Source organism: Pseudomonas trutticola BRTCR10 (assembly GCF_056155105.1).
This window is the reverse complement of record NZ_CM149552.1, coordinates 5504546-5520430: the sequence shown is the minus strand read 5'-3', so window position 1 is coordinate 5520430 and position 15885 is coordinate 5504546. Positions and strand designations below refer to the sequence as shown.

Genomic DNA, 15885 nt, shown 5'->3' with positions numbered 1-15885 from the left:
GTTGTTTTTTCCAGGATGGATTTCAGATGAAAAGGATGAGTTCGTTGCCATTCAACTCTATTTGCAGTCGGCCATTGTCATGAGCATTTCCAATGAGGATCGCGATTTTCTGGTGGCGATGGGCAGTCGCATTGCTCACTTACGCACCGTGCACGAGATCACACAGACTCGGTTTGCACGGGCTTTAGGTCTTTCCCGGCAGACCTTTCAGGGCTACGAGGAGGGCACGCGCAGCATGCCGGTCACGACGCTGGTGAAGATGGCATTTGCGCTTCGCGTGCCTGTTGAAGACCTGCTCGGGGTGCCCTCGTACACGGAGAAGCCCAGACGCAGTTTGACCTCGACGTGGTATCGACGGTTGCAGTCGATCAATGAGCTTTCGAAGGTTCAACAGAAGGTTATTGCGCAGATGCTCGACGCCCTGATCGCACAGGCAGCGACCAAAACGAGCGACGAAGAAAAAGAAGTTTGAAGTAATCCAAAGAACGCGGAACCAAGGTGCACCAATACCTTGGACAAACAGATTGAAGAGGCTTTTCTCGAGGCATAAAAAAACGGCCTACCTTTCGGTAAGCCGTTTTTAGTACTTGGTGGCTACACAGGGACTTGAACCCCGGACCCCAGCATTATGAATGCTATGCTCTAACCAACTGAGCTATGTAGCCAAGTGGCGCGCATTATTCCCCTGAAATGGAAAAGCGTCAAGCGTAAATTTAAAATTTTTTCTACGCTTTCAACCGTTTATCAAAATTACTGGCTCAGAAGGGGCGAAGGACAGCGCTGGAACCAGCGGCTGGCCTGTTCATAAGCGTGCGCCAGTTGCAGAACCGCGAAGTCCGCCTGATGCCGGCCGATGATCTGCAACCCCATCGGCAACCCCTGTGCATTGAAGCCGGCCTGAACGCTCGCCACCGGGCAACCGGATAACGTGCCGGGGATGACCACCTCCATCCAGCGGTGATACGTGTCCATCGCCACGCCTTCAATCGACGTCGGCCACGGCTGGGTTTTATCGAACGGGAAGACCTGGGCGCTGGGCAGCAACAGGTAATCGTAGCGTTCGAACAGTCGGGAAATCGCCCGATACCAATCACTGCGCACCACCGAGGCGGCGAACACTTCGCTGGCCGAAAGCTTCAGACCGTTTTCCACTTCCCAGATCGCTTCCGGTTTCAACAACGCGCGTTTCTGCGGATCGGCATAGGTTGCGCCCAAAGACCCGGCGACCATCCAGTGCCGCAACGTGCGCCAACTGCTCCACAGCCGCTCAGGCGCGAAGCCCGGCTCAACCGACTCAACGTGGCAGCCGAGGCTTTCAAAATCGGCAAAGGTCTTCTGACACAGCGACAGCACGCCGCTCTCCATCGGCAGATAACCGCTGAAATCCCCCAGCCAACCCATCCGCGTGCCTTTGAAATCCCGCTCCAACGGCGCCGCAAACGCCTCACCGGATTCAGCAATGGACAGCGGCGCCCGCGCATCGCCCCCCGCCTGCACCGACAGCAGCAACGCCGCATCCCTCACGCTGCGCGCCATCGGCCCTTCGTAACCCAACTGATCGAAGAACAGATCAGCACTGTCATCAAACGGCACGCGTCCCTGCGACGGACGAAAACCAAAGATGTTATTGAACGCCGCCGGATTGCGCAGCGAACCCATCATGTCGCTGCCATCCGCCACCGGCACCAGATGCATCGCCAGTGCGGCCGCCGCGCCACCGCTACTGCCACCCGCGGTTTTGCCCGGGTCAAAAGCGCAGCCAGTGGCACCAAACAACGGGTTGTAGCTTTGCGAACCGAGGCCGAATTCCGGGGTGTTGGTCTTGCCGATAATGATTGCGCCGGCTGCCTTGATCCGCTCGACCATGATGCCGTCGCGCTCGGGCACAAAATCCTTGTACAGCGGCGAACCCAGCGTGGTGCGAATGCCTTGAGTCAGCGAAAGATCCTTGATCGCATGAGGCAAGCCATGCATCCAGCCACGGTATTCGCCACGCGCCAGTTCGGCATCGCGTTCATCGGCCTGAGCCAGCAGATGTTCCGGTGACTGCAGGCTGATCAGCGCATTCACCAGCGGATTGAAACGTTCGATATGGGCAAGGTAAGTCTGCATCACTTCCCGGCAGGAAACCTGGCGCAGGCGGATGCGTTCGGCGAGTTCATGGGCCTGCAACAGGACCAGTTCGCTGATGTTGTTAGCGTTCATTGCAAGCGGCCTTTCAGACGGCTGGAAAAACGCCCCGCCAGTGTGACGGGGCGATAGAGATCAACGCATCAGGTTGGTCCAGAGACGATCAGCGAGACGGATCGCGCCTTCGCCGCAAGTCTTGCTGAACACCACGTTGGTGCCCTCGGGGATGTGCAGTTCCGGCGCATCCTTGAGCGCTGCATCGAGGAACGGTTCGACGCCTTTGATCGGGCTCTGGTGCTTGAGGAAGTTCTGCGTCATTGCCGAGTTTTCCGGTTGGCTGAGGAAGGCGATGAACGCCTTGGCATTCGCCGGATTCTTGCTGCCGGTGGGGATGACCATGTTGTCGACCCAGGCCAGCACGCCTTCTTTCGGGTAGAGGTATTTCAGCGTCGGTTTCATCTCGCGGGCGCGCATTGACGAACCGCCCCAGAACATCGACATGTCGATTTCACCCGAAGCGAGGTTCTCGCGAATCGAACCGGCCTTGGAGCTGTAGGTTTTCACGAACGGCTTCTGCGCCTTGAGCAGCGTCAGCACTTGCTGCATCTGTTTTGGGTCTTCGCTGCACAGCGGAATGTTCAGATAGAGGCTGGCCATGTCGACCATGTCGCTGACCGAATCGAACATGTTGATGCGCCCCTGCAACTCGGCTGGCGGCTCATACAAAACCTTGTAGCTGTCGGCCGGGCCTTTGTAGCGCGCACTGTCGAGCACGACGCTGGTGGTGCCCCAGATGAACGGCACCGAATACGCACCTTCCGGGTCCCAGCTCGGTTTTTTCAGGTTATCCACAACGCTGGCGTAGTAGGGCTCTTTGACCGGGTCGAAGCGCTCCAGCAGGTTTTCCTTGATCAGGATCGGGATGAACTGGTGCGACGGAATCGCCACGTCATAACCGGCGCCGCCCTGTTTCAATTTCGCCAACAAAGTCTCGTTGGAGTCGTAGGAATCGACGGTGACTTCGATGCCGGTCTGCTTCTGGAACTTGGCGAGAATCTCCGGCGAAAAGTAGCCGCTCCAGCTCACCACGTTGAGTTTCTCGGCGGCCTGAACACTCGCGGCCATGCTCAGCGGCAATGTCAGGAACAACGAAGTGCCGACGCTTTTTATCCACTTGCTCATGCTATTTCCCCACAGGTCGTAGAAGGATCAGGCGTTCTTTTTACCCAACAGATAAGAGAGGCTGACGAACAGCACCGAGACGCCGAGGATCAGCGTCGACACGGCGTTGACGTCGGGTGTCACACCCATGCGTAGCAGGCCGAAAATGAAAATCGGCAGGGTCGTGGTGCCGGCCTGCGAGACCATCATCGAGATCACGAAGTTGTCCAGTGAGACGATGAAGGCCAGCATCAGCCCGGAGAAAATCCCCGGCATCAGCAGCGGCAAAGTCACTTTGCGAAAGGTTCGCCACGGGCCGGCGTAGAGGTCGGCCGAGGCTTGCTCCAGCGACAGGTCCATGTCGTTCAGCCGCGCCCGAATCGGCAAGTAGGCGAAGGGAATGCAGAACACCGTATGCGCGATGATCAGGTTGCCGTAACCCAGCGACAGGCCGATGGTTGAGAACAATGCGAGCGTCGCCACACCGACGACAATTTCCGGCAGCACCAGCGGCAACATGATTGCGCCCATCGACAATTGCAGGCCCTTGAACTTGGCCCCGCGCGAGGTGCCGAGGGCGGCGAGGGTGGCAATCGCCGTGGCGATCATGCTGGCGCAGACGGCGATCAACAGGCTGTTGCCGGCGGCCTGGCGCAAAGCCTGATTGGCGAATGCGGCGCGGTACCAGTCGAGGCTGAACCCGGTCCACACCGTCGCCGATTGGTTGGCGTTGAACGAGAACACCACCAGCACCACGATCGGCGCGTACAGGTACAGATAGAACAGAAAGCTGAAACCACCGAAACCGGGGAAGTCCTGCACACCCAGCCCTTTGCGTTTGAATAGCGTGAGCATTACGCACCTCCTTTGGCGATGCGCTGGCGCTCGGCGCGCAGGGCATACACGGTCAGCACCAGCATCACGGCGGCCATCAGCACCAGCGACAGCGCTGCGCCAAACGGCCAGTTACGCGCATCGCTGAACTGCCGGAAGATCAGGTTGCCGAGCATCATTCGGGTGCCGCCACCGAGCAGTTCCGGGGCGATCATCGCGCCCAGGCACGGCACAAAGGTGAGGATGGCGCCGGCCAGAATCCCCGGTTTGGCGATTGGCAAAACCACTTTGCGTAACGTGCGCACACGTCCGGCGTAGAGATCCTGCGCCGCTTCGAGCAGGCGGATATCCATCTTTTCCAGCGTCACGTAAATCGGCAGCACCACGAACGGCGCGTAGGTGTAAACCAGCCCCAGCAGTACCGCGCCGTCGGTGTAGAGCAACTGCAATGGTTCGTGAATAACGCCCAGGCCCATCAGGCTGTTGTTGATCACTCCGGTGTTACGCAGCAGCAAAATCCACGCATACGTACGGATCAACAGGTTGGCCCAGAACGGCACGGTGATCAGAAAGATCAACAAGCCACGCCGATGCGCCGGCTGCATGGCCAGCCACACCGCCACCGGAAAACCGATCAGCAGCGTGATGATCGTGGTCAGTCCGGCAATGCCGATCGAGCGCAGGGCGATGATCAGATACGAATCGGCAAACGCGAGGCTGTCGTCCAGTTGCCGCTCGAACAGCAGCGAGGTGTAAGCGTCACTGCTGAAGACTTTGTTGACCCCGCCGTAGGGGTTGGCCTCCATCAACGAATAGCCGATGACGATCAGAATCGGCACCAGCAGAAACAGGCCGATGGCGATCAGCGCCGGGCTGACCCCGAGGAAACTCTGGAAGGCTTTGCGGCGCTCCAGCGTGTTGGCAATCGGTAAGGCGTGCATGGCAATTCCTCCGGCTCAATCGTGCAGGACGCTGGCGCTTCCACGGTCGAACAACAGACCGGCCTGAGAACCGACGGCAAAGCGCAGGCTCTGGTCGACGCAATTGGGCGTACGCACGGTGAGGCGCGAACCGTCGCTGAGGCTGACCTGATATTGCAGGTCGGTGCCGAGGTAGATCTGCGCCTCGATCCGGCACGGCAATGCGGCCTCGGTGGTTGCCGCTACCAGATGCAGGCGCTCGGGGCGTACCGACAAGGTGACGTTGGCGCCGACCTGTACATCGCTGCATGGTTGAGCGGGCAATGGATGACCCGCCGGCCCGGCGAACCACGCCTGACCGTCTTCCACGCGAGTGACGGTGCCTTCGATGAAATTGGTTTCGCCAATGAAGTCGGCGACGAAGCGATTGCGCGGCCGTTCGTAGATGTCCTCCGGCCGCCCGACCTGCTGCACTTCGCCTTCGGACAACACGGCGATGCGATCGGACATGGTCAGCGCTTCCTCCTGGTCGTGGGTGACGAAGATGAAGGTGATACCGGTTTTCGCCTGAATGGTTTTCAGCTCTTCGCGCATGGCCTGACGCAGCTTGAGATCGAGCGCGGAGAGCGGTTCATCGAGCAGCAACACTTTCGGATGCGGCGCCAAGGCGCGGGCGAGAGCGACACGTTGTTGCTGGCCGCCCGACAGTTGCGCCGGTTTGCGATTAGCGAAACGCTCCATCTGCACCAGCGCCAACATCTCGCGGACGCGCTCGGCGATCTGCGCTTTGGTGAGGACTTTGCCCATCGGGTGCGATTCGAGGCCGAAAGCGAGGTTCTCGGCGATGGTCATGTGCGGGAACAGCGCGTAATGCTGAAACACCGTGTTGACCGGGCGCTGGAACGGCGGGCGATCAGCGATGTTTTCGCCGTAGAGCAGGATCTCGCCTTGTGTGGGAAATTCGAAACCGGCGATCATCCGCAGCAGCGTGGTCTTGCCGCAGCCGGACGGGCCCAGAAGGGTGAAGAACTCGTTGTCGCGGATGTCCAGGTCGATGCTTTTCAGCGCCACCGGACCTGTGTGCGGATCACCGTAAACCTTGCGCACTGAGCGGATCGAGACCGCCAGCGTTTGCAGCGAATGCAGGGCATTCATGCGTTACCTCCGATTCCCCCATCGCCTGCGACTCGCTATGAAAAAGCGCCGCCGTCGGGCCATGGATATTATTTTTTTGGGCAGGATCGAGATTGCGTTCGGGTGTGAAACCAGCTGTTTTTTTGTTCTGCTGTGGCTCGATTATCAGCCAGGGGTTGCGCGGCGCGACACTTCAATTTAAACATGGCAGGTGTTAGTTAATTTAACAGCCGAAGGTGCCAGGAATCATGCCCGACCACCGTTTGCCGCCGCTCAACGCGGTGCGTGCCTTTGATGCGGCAGCCCGGTTGGGCAGCTATGTCGAAGCCTCGAAAGCCCTGCACGTGACCCAGCCTGCGATTGGCCGGCATGTGAAATTGCTTGAAGACTGGTTGGGCATTCAACTGTTCGAGAGGACCTCGCGCGGGGTCAACCTGACGCCGGCCGGGGAGAAGTACCACCGCAAGATCAGCGCGGCGTTGCAGTTGATCATCGAGGCCGGCAAGGAAGCCCGGCCGAAAGACGCCGAGCGCTGGTTGCGCATCATGGTGGTACCGGGGTTTGCCAAGCGCTGGTTGATGCCACGCATCGAAGCGCTGCGCCATCTGCGCCCGGGATTGAAACTGGCGATCGAGCCGAATTCGACCTTCACCGAAGTGGATGGCAAAAGCGCGGATCTAGGTATCGTCTATGGCCTCGACGGGCAGTACGCCGACTCAAGGGAAGCGCTGATTTGTCCGCGGGTTTTTCCGATCTGCACCCCGGCGTATCTGGCCAGCATCGCCCCCATCAACAGCCCGGCCGATCTGGTCAGACACGAACTGATCCACGTCGATGACGGCGAATGGTGGAACCTGTGGTTCGCCGCCCACGACCTCGATATCCATCTCAATTCCGACATGCTCTACGTCAACAATGACCACGCGCTGTCAGTCGCCGAGAGCGGACAAGGCATCGCGCTGGCCAACGAGGTGCTGGTGCGCCATGAACTCGCCAGCGGCAAACTGGTGCGCGCGGTAGACGCTCAGGTGAAGCTGGAGAGCTATCGGGTACTCACGCCGTCCGCCGAGCTCTCGGCGGACGTGGCGTGGTTTATTCAATGGCTCAAGGCTGAACTGGAAACGGATTTCCCCGAGGCAGTGATCAACTGAGACGGAAGCGTGCGGTGTTGTCGCTCAGTGCCTTGCTGCCCTGGCTCAGCGTGTCCGCTGCAAGGTTTACCGCACGTGCGCCTTCGAGCAAACGCACAGCGGCTTGATCGACCTGCTGGATATTGCCGCTGACTTCATCAGCAGTGCTCGCCTGCTCTTCAACCGCCGTTGCGATCTGCGCCAGCGTGTCAGTGACGCTCTGCACCGCACTGGCGATTTCGCCCAAGCGCTCACCGAGGCCGGTGACCGACTCGGCATCGGTTTGCGCCTGGCCGCACGCGGCTTCCATCAAGCTCACCGCTTCGTTGACCGTAGCGCGCAGGCTGTCGACCGTGCCGGCGATCTGCGCAGTGGACGACTGCGTGCGTTGCGACAGACTGCGCACCTCATCAGCCACCACAGCAAAGCCGCGACCCTGCTCACCGGCGCGTGCCGCTTCAATCGCTGCGTTGAGCGCGAGCAGGTTGGTCTGTTCGGCGACGCCGCGAATGGTATCGACCACCAATTGAATCTGCTGGCCTTGCTCGCTGACCCGGCCCAATGCCGCTGCGGTGTCGTTCAAACGCTGATTGAGTTGCTGAATACTCGCCGTGGTGCGCTGGCTGTCGCGGCTACTGTCGGCGGCGATACGCCGAGTGTGCTGAGCGCTGCCGGACGCCTGTTCGCAGCTTTGCGCCACGCCTTGCGAGGTGGCGGCCAATTGCGTGGCGGCAGCGGCGATCTGGCTGATCTGCAACTGTTGCGCTTCAACTTCGCCGAGAGCGCCGCTGGAGTGTTCGTTGAGGCTGCGCACCGCGTTGCTCAGTTGCGAGGTCTCGTGATCGACGCCAAGCATGCTTGTGCGCAGTTGCACCACGGCAACGTTGAGCGCGTTGCTGATCGCCGCCAATTCGTCGCGACCCACCACCGGCACTTGCAGGCTCAGATTGCCGTCACGCAACGCTTCGGCAAGCACGGTAATGCCGCTGGCGCTGCGGCGGATCGAGGCTTGCAGGCAGATGAACAAGTACAGCGCTGCCAGCAGCAGGCAGCCGAAGATTGCCGCGACGAGGATGAACTGGCGGATCGCCGAGTTGTGGTAGGCGTCGAGTCGCTGATCCAGTGATACCAGCGATTGCTGGCGCAGTGAGGCGAGGTCAGCCAGCAGGGCGTCGAGGCTGCGTTCGAAGTCTTCCGGTTTGAGATTGATGCTGCCGCCGAACACGCCGTCATCAAGGACCTTCAAACCGCTGTCGAGGTGTTTCAGGCTGTCGTGGTATTGGCTGGCCCAGCTCTGCTGGTCTTTCGGCAGGCGCGCTTCGAGCAGCGTGGCGGTTTTGACCAGTTGCTCGCGGGCATCGCCGATGCGGCTGCGCAGGTCGCGCAACTGCAAACGGCTCTGCAGGGTGAATTGGCCGGAGACGACTGAGGCCTGACCGACCGCAGCGAGTCGGCCGACGCGTTCGATCAGGTCTGGCGCGTGCTGCGTGGAAATCTGTGTCAGCAGATAGGTTTCCAGCCACGGTGCGAGGGTCAGGCGATTGTCCATGACGATCTGCTCGCGCAACGCTTGCAGGGCGCTGAGGGCGTTGGTGAAGCGGTCGTAGCCATCCGGCCACCAACCGACACCGCTGAGGTTTTTCGAGTCCAGGCCGTTGAGTGCGCTTTGCAGCGCCTGATAGCGGGCCAGGGTTTCGCCTTCGGCACCTTCGTGGTTCAACGCGTTGCCCAAGTCCGTGGTGGCTTGCAGCACTGCCGGTTGTACCGCGTCGAACGCACCCATGGCGGCGAGCGTGGCCGGTGTCGGCTGACGATTGGTTTCCGTGGCACGCCAGCGAGCGGCGCGGTCGCGTTGCGCGGCGAGCAGGTTGTCCAGCGCATCGAGGGCGAGCAACTGCCGCACGCCGGCACGTTCGCCGGAAATCAGATTGAGCTTGTCGCGATAGTCCTGGCCGATCATCAACAGGCTGCCGGCCAATGGCAGGATAAACAGCAGAAACAACAGCTGGAATTTACGCGCGAAACCAAACCGCCCCAGCAATTTGATCCCCGGTGAAAGGAAAGCCTGCATGCCCCATGACTCCTCTGGACACCACGCACCATCGGCGTGCATCGCGGTCGTTCGACGTTGATGTTGTGCCCTGCTAAAAGGCCTCGAAAGTTCACTCTCGCCCGCTCTGTAGGCCGGCTCTGTAGCGAAACTTCCCATTGTCGGTTGCCTTTGTAAGGCGCCCGCGTTCAAGGGATGAAGCAAGGCAAGATTCAGACCATGGCGTTGCGCTATCACTTTGCAGTCGACGATCAGTCAGTTAGTTAGCTGGCTAAGGGGATGGCGCTGGCGCACCGAAAAATGGCACATTGGCGCACCTGCCTGCGTGCACCCATCTGTTGTCCGGAAACTTCCATGTCTACCAGCAACGTTCAGACCGCCGCTGCCTCGGCGCCCGCTGCTCCGCAAAGCAGCCCATTGGTGATGCGTATCATCGGCGCTGTGGCGCTGGCGCATTTGATCAACGATTTGATTCAGTCGGTGTTGCCGTCGATCTATCCGATGCTCAAGGCCAAATACGATCTGAGCTTTACTCAAGTCGGCCTGATCACCTTGACCTTTCAACTGACCGCGTCGCTGTTGCAGCCGTGGGTCGGTTATCACACTGACCGGCATCCGAAACCGTGGCTGTTGCCGGTAGGCTCGATTTGCACGCTGATTGGCATCGTGATGATGTCGGTGGTCGGCAGCTTTCCTATGATTCTGCTGGCGGCGGCGCTGATCGGTATCGGTTCCTCGACCTTTCACCCCGAGGCCTCGCGGATAGCGCGCCTGGCGTCGGGCGGACGCTTTGGTCTGGCGCAGTCGACGTTCCAGGTCGGCGGTAACGCAGGTTCCGCGTTCGGCCCGTTGCTGGCGGCGGCGATCATCATTCCGTTCGGTCAGGGCAATGTGGCGTGGTTTGGCTTGTTCGCGGTGTTTGCGCTGTTCGTGCTGTACCGCATCAGTCGCTGGTACGCCCATCACCTCAACCTGTTCAAGCTCAAGGCCGGCCAGGCAGCGACTCACGGGTTGTCGAAGGGCAGGGTGACCAGTGCGCTGGTGGTGCTGGGGCTGTTGGTGTTTTCGAAGTATTTCTACATGGCCAGCCTCACAAGCTATTTCACCTTTTACCTGATCGAGAAGTTCGACCTGTCGGTGGCCAGTTCGCAGTTGCACCTGTTCCTGTTTCTCGGTGCGGTGGCGGCGGGGACGTTCTTCGGCGGGCCGATCGGCGACAAGATCGGGCGTAAGGCGGTGATCTGGTTCTCGATCCTTGGTGTGGCGCCATTTACCTTGCTGATGCCCCACGTCGATCTGTTCTGGACCAGCGTCCTCAGCGTGGTGATCGGCTTCATTCTGGCCTCGGCGTTCTCGGCGATTGTGGTTTATGCGCAGGAGTTGGTGCCGGGCAATGTCGGGATGATTGCCGGGGTGTTCTTCGGTTTGATGTTCGGGTTTGGCGGGATTGGTGCGGCGTTGCTCGGGCATCTGGCGGATGTGCATGGGATTGAGTATGTGTATTTCCTCTGCTCGTTCCTGCCGTTGTTTGGCGTGTTGGCGATCTTCTTGCCGCGCACCAAAAAGGCCTGACTCCACAAGGAAAAGATGTTGGGCCATAAATTTCAGGCACAAAAAAGCCGCGTGTGAAACGCGGCCTTTTCCGGTAAGGTTTTTTCATGAGGCTGTGGGAAGTCTTTTTATTAAATTTTTAGCTTTCATTCCCCAGTCATGTTGACTGATAAAAAGCCTGATTTATATTCTGCAATATTTATGTGGGTAAGTTTTAATGACGTACTTGTAAGTGCTCGAGGTAAAGTTTGACGAAATTTTTGCAGAAGAATTTCATCATCAAAAAACAGAACCAAAGGTCGTTGAGAATTTTTATGTGTCTTGGATATCGTCTGGAATGATTTGATAAGTTGGGTTTCTATTTGATCTATGTTGTCGTGATCATCTAGTTCTAGTCTTCCGAAAAAGTCGTAATACTCTATATCAAGCTCTTCGAAAAGCCTGAAGGTAAGTGCTCTAGAGCCTGCCAGGACGTCGAGTCTAGGTACAGATCTCAAGTCAACAATGTAAGAAGGGCGAAATCTTCTTGCGAAATTAGAAAAAGTTCCCTTTTTGAAAATATCAGATTCTCTTAAAAGTATGAGAGTATCTCCATTTTGCTTAGCGCCGTGTGTGTTCCACATCGTACTCTCCTCGCAATTTGGTTGATCATAAATCGTTTTATTTGAAGCAGGGACTAGCCGTAAAAAACTAGACTTGACAATATTGTTCATGCGTCCTCCGCGTTCGAGTTGTTTGCAATCAATCTATCTTCAACATCTTGATAGCTAAGGCGTAGTAAGCCTGATGCCCATACCGGTTCACCGATGTGAAAATCTCCATTCTTATTTTTCAATGGTCTGTTCTTCATAAAGGCACGGCGGTATAGTCGCGGCGCGACCCCGGTAAATGGACGAAATAATACTTTTATTTCCTTGCGTTCGACATGTGTCGCGTCGGTGATGGATGAAAGCTTTGCAATGATGTTACTCGGAGCGATCCAATCCTGAGCAGTTTGCTCGATTGCATCCCCGTGTAACTGGAATGCCAAGCTTTTTGGATATGGTTCGATATATTGGACCTCGTCCACCCCAGCGGATACGATATGTCGAGCGCAATAGTGACAAGGAAAAGTGGTAACGTAGAGTTTTCCGCCTACCGGTGAGCTACCTTTTCGTGCTGCGCTCAATAGTGCATCCATCTCTGCGTGAACTGCTCGACTAAACTCCAATAGTTTCCCAATGCGAGTGTCTTTGAGTTTTGCTTTCAAATTGGCGAATTGGACGCCACTTAGCTCAGGAACATTGACTATCAGGTCTTTGATGATTTCATCTTGTTCGCGGTTACTGCTGCAATAACCATTGCCCGCTGCGCAGCGGTGATCTTCTCTTTCATATCCATTAGAGAAAACTAGGTTGCCTCCATATACACCACCCCCAGCATTCGGCACCTCATTGGTTCCAGTTGATACTAGATTACCTATCCCGTCCATTAGTGCTGCACCTACTTGGCGAGAAAGGCATGCACTTGTCATCTGGGCGCCGTAGGCGTGGAACATTCCCGTTTCGCTGGGATTTGGGCGTACTACTTTTGTGAATGTAAGTATGTCGATAAGGCGGCCAAGTTGTTCGTTTACGATCCAAGCGGGGTTTTCTTTTTGCTCACCATTTTTTTCGATAAAACGATCAGGTGTGTTATCAACGAAGAAATCGGCCAGATGAAAAGTGTCGGCAACTTTTTGTCCGTTGTCTATTCCCGAATCTTGATCGCGGCTAACAAATTTTTTTATTTCTTCAGGTGAGGATGCGTTGCATTTTTTTTCATTCAGGCGAGCTTCTCTTCTCTCGTTTTCACAAACTACACCAACTAAGCAAAATGCCTCTTGGTATACGCTTCTTAATAGTGCGACCTCAGCTGGGTGTTTTAAAGAGTCGAGAATATAGATTCGATATATTTTATCAGTGGCGGCGTCGCTAGTTTTGTCTGTGTTCTTTGTGCGAGTCTTTTGAATAGCTGAAATTAGATTGACTGCAACGCCAGCTGTGTCGGTCTCTCTAATTCTGTCTCCAGCATCTTGGAGTGAGCGTGCGCGGTTCAAGGCAGTATCAGAATCAATGGCGATCTGATTGCTTTTTGCCCATGCCTCAATCGCATCACTGGCTTTTAAAATATGTACTTCAGAATTTTTTACACTTTTTCTAAGCTGATCTTGCAACGCATTGGCTACCCAGCTTGTGCCAGAACCCACTGGGCCGACTACCGCAAAAACTAACTCTTTTGAAATTAGTCCATTTAGGACGGTGCTTGCCCCCTGACCTGCATCATTTGAAGCTGTACGGGGCTGGGTTTGGGGGGCTGCCATCTTAAACTTCCTTTTATGATGTACTTTTGGCGTTTTATAAAAATAGAGAGCTAATGCTCTCTACCTTTTGGCTTTTATCACGTGAGCTTAGATAAAAACTCAGGTTTGTGCATTAAACATTGAAACGGAAGTGCATCACGTCGCCGTCTTTGACGATGTAGTCCTTGCCTTCCAGGCGCCATTTACCGGCTTCTTTGGTACCGGCTTCGCCCTTGTACTGGATGAAGTCGTTGTAGGCGATCACTTCGGCGCGGATGAAGCCTTTCTCGAAGTCGGTGTGGATCACGCCAGCAGCCTGAGGTGCGGTGGCACCGACTTTGACGGTCCAGGCGCGGACTTCTTCGACACCGGCGGTGAAGTAGGTCTGCAGGTGCAGCATTTCGTAGCCGGCGCGGATCACGCGGTTCAGGCCAGGCTCTTCCAGGCCCAGGGCCTCGAGGAACATGTCCTTCTCTTCGCCGTCATCAAGCTCGGCGATTTCCGCTTCGATCTTGTTGCAAACCGGAACGACCATGGCGCCTTCTTCTTCGGCGATAGCCTTGACCACGTCCAGGTGCGGATTGTTCTCGAAACCGTCTTCAGCGACGTTGGCGATGTACATGACCGGTTTGGTGGTCAGCAGGTGGAAGCCCTTGATCACTGCTTTTTCGTCAGCGCTCATGTTCTTCATCAGGCTGCGTGCAGGCTTGGCTTCGGTGAAGTGCGCGATCAGTTGCTCAAGCAGGGCTTTCTGAACGACTGCGTCCTTGTCACCGCCCTTGGCGTTACGCGCGACTTTCTGCAGTTGCTTCTCGCAGCTGTCGAGGTCGGCGAAGATCAGTTCCAGGTCGATGATTTCGATGTCGCGTTTCGGGTCGACGCTGTTGGAAACGTGGATCACGTTGTCGTCTTCGAAGCAGCGCACCACGTGAGCGATGGCGTCGGTCTCACGGATATTCGCGAGGAACTTGTTGCCCAGGCCTTCACCTTTCGAGGCGCCGGCAACGAGGCCCGCGATGTCGACGAATTCCATGGTGGTCGGCAGGATGCGCTTCGGATTGACGATGGCCGCCAAGGCTTCCAGACGCGGGTCCGGCATCGGCACGATGCCGCTGTTCGGCTCGATGGTGCAGAAGGGGAAGTTCTCGGCCGCGATACCGGATTTGGTCAGGGCGTTGAACAGGGTGGACTTGCCGACGTTAGGCAGGCCGACGATGCCGCAATTGAATCCCATGGTGTTTCCCCTCGGATAAGAGTCAGGCCTTCTGGCTGTGCAGGTTTTTCATCGCGCGGTTCCATTCACCGGCGAGGATATCCGGCAGCACGCCGAGGGCAAAGTCGATGCTGGCATCGAGTTTTTCCTGTTCGGCGCGTGGCGCACGACCCAGGACGAAATTTGAAACCATACTGGCGACGCCCGGGTGGCCGATGCCAAGCCGCAGACGGTAGAACGTATTCTGATTGCCCAGTTGCGCAATGATGTCGCGCAACCCGTTGTGACCGCCATGGCCGCCGCCCTGCTTGAGCTTGGCGACGCCCGGAGGCAGATCGAGTTCGTCATGCGCCACCAGGATTTCTTCAGGCTTGATGCGGAAGAATCCGGCGAGTGCCGCCACGGCCTGGCCGCTGCGGTTCATGTAGGTGGTGGGAATCAGCAGACGAACATCCTGACCTTGATGCGAGTAGCGCCCGGTCAGGCCGAAATATTTGCGATCGGCGACAAGGTTTACATCTTGTGCAGCTGCGATGCGCTCAACAAAAAGGGCCCCTGCGTTATGCCGGGTCTGGTCGTATTCGGCGCCTGGATTTCCCAGGCCAACGATCAGTTTTATGGCAGTCACGATAGGGGCCCTTCCTTTGGAGTTGTGGATAACATCGCCGTCAGTGAGTGCGGCGAAAGTGGACGAAAAACTTCATTTACTCAAGAGTAAACGCCGCGTTCTCGCCCGCTTTCTCGCTACGTTTCGGTCCGCGATGTTTCCTCAAGCTCCGGCAATACAGAGTGAATTACTCTGCAGCGCCTTCTTCAGCTTCTGGAGCAACGCGTGGAGCGTGTACGTTTGCAACAGCTTTGTCGTCGCCGTGAGCCAGTGCAACGAACTCAACGCCTTTAGGGGCTTTGAGGTCGGACAGGTGAACGATCGCGCCGATTTCCAGAGCCGACAGGTCGACTTCGATGAACTCAGGCAGATCTTTCGGCAGGCAGGTCACTTCGATTTCGTTCAGGACGTGCGAGATTTCGCCGCCTTTCTTGATCGGAGCTTCTTCACCGACGAAGTGAACTGGCACGATAGCGGTCAGTTTCTGACCGGCTACAACGCGTACGAAGTCAGCGTGCAGCACGTGGCCTTTAGATGGGTGACGTTGCAGAGCTTTGATGATGACGTTCTGCTTGGTGCCGCCAACGTTCAGTTCGATAACGTGGCTGTAAGCAGCATCGTTTTCGAGCAGTTTGGCAACTTCTTTGGCCAGCATGCTGATGGATTCAGGGGCTTTGTCGCCACCGTAAACAACAGCTGGAACCAGAGCGGCGAGACGACGCAGGCGGCGGCTCGCACCTTTCCCCAGGTCGGAACGCACTTCAGCATTCAGAGTAAAATCGTTCATTTTGTATCTCCAAAATAGCCATGACCGAGTGGCGTTTGCGACCAGCGC

General features: G+C 57.0%; 14 protein-coding genes and 1 tRNA gene. 3 read left to right on the top strand and 12 right to left on the bottom strand.

Annotation, left to right across the window (positions count from 1 at the left end):
* The first annotated feature begins 1 nt into the window (after position 1).
* Positions 2 to 472, top strand: a complete 471-nt coding sequence (locus ACVVH8_RS25025; protein ID WP_315446494.1) for a helix-turn-helix transcriptional regulator — start codon at positions 2 to 4, stop codon at positions 470 to 472.
* Positions 473 to 588: 116 nt separating this feature from the next.
* Here the strand turns inward: ACVVH8_RS25025 and ACVVH8_RS25020 are convergent.
* The 6 genes from ACVVH8_RS25020 to ACVVH8_RS24995 all read right to left on the bottom strand — a co-directional run bounded on the left by ACVVH8_RS25020 (position 589) and on the right by ACVVH8_RS24995 (position 6200).
* Positions 589 to 665 (bottom strand) — tRNA-Met (locus ACVVH8_RS25020).
* Positions 666 to 750: 85 nt separating this feature from the next.
* Positions 751 to 2205: an amidase gene (locus ACVVH8_RS25015; RefSeq protein ID WP_475226887.1), complete on the bottom strand. Its 1455-nt coding sequence runs from the start codon at positions 2203 to 2205 to the stop codon at positions 751 to 753.
* A 60-nt stretch (positions 2206 to 2265) separates the two neighbouring features.
* Positions 2266 to 3312 carry an ABC transporter substrate-binding protein gene (locus tag ACVVH8_RS25010; protein WP_213026581.1) on the bottom strand — a complete coding sequence of 349 codons (1047 nt, stop codon included), beginning with the start codon at positions 3310 to 3312 and terminating at the stop codon, positions 2266 to 2268.
* A 27-nt stretch (positions 3313 to 3339) separates the two neighbouring features.
* On the bottom strand, positions 3340 to 4146 hold the full coding sequence (locus ACVVH8_RS25005) for an ABC transporter permease (protein ID WP_103306062.1): 807 nt from the start codon (positions 4144 to 4146) through the stop codon (positions 3340 to 3342).
* Positions 4146 to 5066, bottom strand: a complete 921-nt coding sequence (locus tag ACVVH8_RS25000; protein ID WP_475226885.1) for an ABC transporter permease — start codon at positions 5064 to 5066, stop codon at positions 4146 to 4148. Before ACVVH8_RS25000 ends, ACVVH8_RS25005 begins: the two co-directional genes overlap by 1 nt.
* 15 nt (positions 5067 to 5081) lie before the next feature.
* On the bottom strand, positions 5082 to 6200 hold the full coding sequence (locus ACVVH8_RS24995) for an ABC transporter ATP-binding protein (RefSeq protein WP_475226882.1): 1119 nt from the start codon (positions 6198 to 6200) through the stop codon (positions 5082 to 5084).
* A 227-nt stretch (positions 6201 to 6427) separates the two neighbouring features.
* Between ACVVH8_RS24995 and ACVVH8_RS24990 the strand changes: the two genes are divergently transcribed.
* A complete protein-coding gene (locus tag ACVVH8_RS24990) occupies positions 6428 to 7330 on the top strand; it encodes a LysR substrate-binding domain-containing protein (RefSeq protein WP_103306065.1) in 903 nt (300 codons plus the stop codon).
* On the opposite strand, the gene ACVVH8_RS24985 is transcribed toward ACVVH8_RS24990, so the two are convergent.
* On the bottom strand, positions 7323 to 9380 hold the full coding sequence (locus tag ACVVH8_RS24985) for a methyl-accepting chemotaxis protein (protein WP_475226880.1): 2058 nt from the start codon (positions 9378 to 9380) through the stop codon (positions 7323 to 7325). The two genes, ACVVH8_RS24990 and ACVVH8_RS24985, sit on opposite strands and share 8 nt — an antisense overlap.
* 333 nt (positions 9381 to 9713) lie before the next feature.
* Between ACVVH8_RS24985 and ACVVH8_RS24980 the strand changes: the two genes are divergently transcribed.
* On the top strand, positions 9714 to 10931 hold the full coding sequence (locus ACVVH8_RS24980; RefSeq protein ID WP_201236818.1) for an MFS transporter: 1218 nt from the start codon (positions 9714 to 9716) through the stop codon (positions 10929 to 10931).
* A 125-nt stretch (positions 10932 to 11056) separates the two neighbouring features.
* Here ACVVH8_RS24980 and ACVVH8_RS24975 read toward each other — a convergent pair whose 3' ends face one another.
* The 5 genes from ACVVH8_RS24975 to ACVVH8_RS24955 form a co-directional block, all read right to left on the bottom strand.
* On the bottom strand, positions 11057 to 11623 hold the full coding sequence (locus ACVVH8_RS24975) for a hypothetical protein (RefSeq protein ID WP_475226877.1): 567 nt from the start codon (positions 11621 to 11623) through the stop codon (positions 11057 to 11059).
* Complete coding sequence (locus ACVVH8_RS24970) at positions 11620 to 13251, bottom strand: anti-phage dCTP deaminase (protein WP_475226874.1); 1632 nt, start codon at positions 13249 to 13251, stop codon at positions 11620 to 11622. The genes ACVVH8_RS24975 and ACVVH8_RS24970 overlap by 4 nt, the downstream gene beginning before the upstream one ends.
* 112 nt (positions 13252 to 13363) lie before the next feature.
* Positions 13364 to 14464 (bottom strand): redox-regulated ATPase YchF, encoded by a 1101-nt coding sequence (gene ychF, locus ACVVH8_RS24965; protein ID WP_103306068.1) that lies wholly within the window; start codon positions 14462 to 14464, stop codon positions 13364 to 13366.
* A gap of 22 nt (positions 14465 to 14486) precedes the next feature.
* Positions 14487 to 15071: an aminoacyl-tRNA hydrolase gene (pth, locus tag ACVVH8_RS24960; protein WP_103306069.1), complete on the bottom strand. Its 585-nt coding sequence runs from the start codon at positions 15069 to 15071 to the stop codon at positions 14487 to 14489.
* A 166-nt stretch (positions 15072 to 15237) separates the two neighbouring features.
* The gene (locus tag ACVVH8_RS24955) at positions 15238 to 15837 is read right to left on the bottom strand and encodes a 50S ribosomal protein L25/general stress protein Ctc (RefSeq protein ID WP_103306070.1); all 600 of its coding nucleotides are present in this window, start codon (positions 15835 to 15837) and stop codon (positions 15238 to 15240) included.
* Positions 15838 to 15885 lie beyond the last annotated feature (48 nt).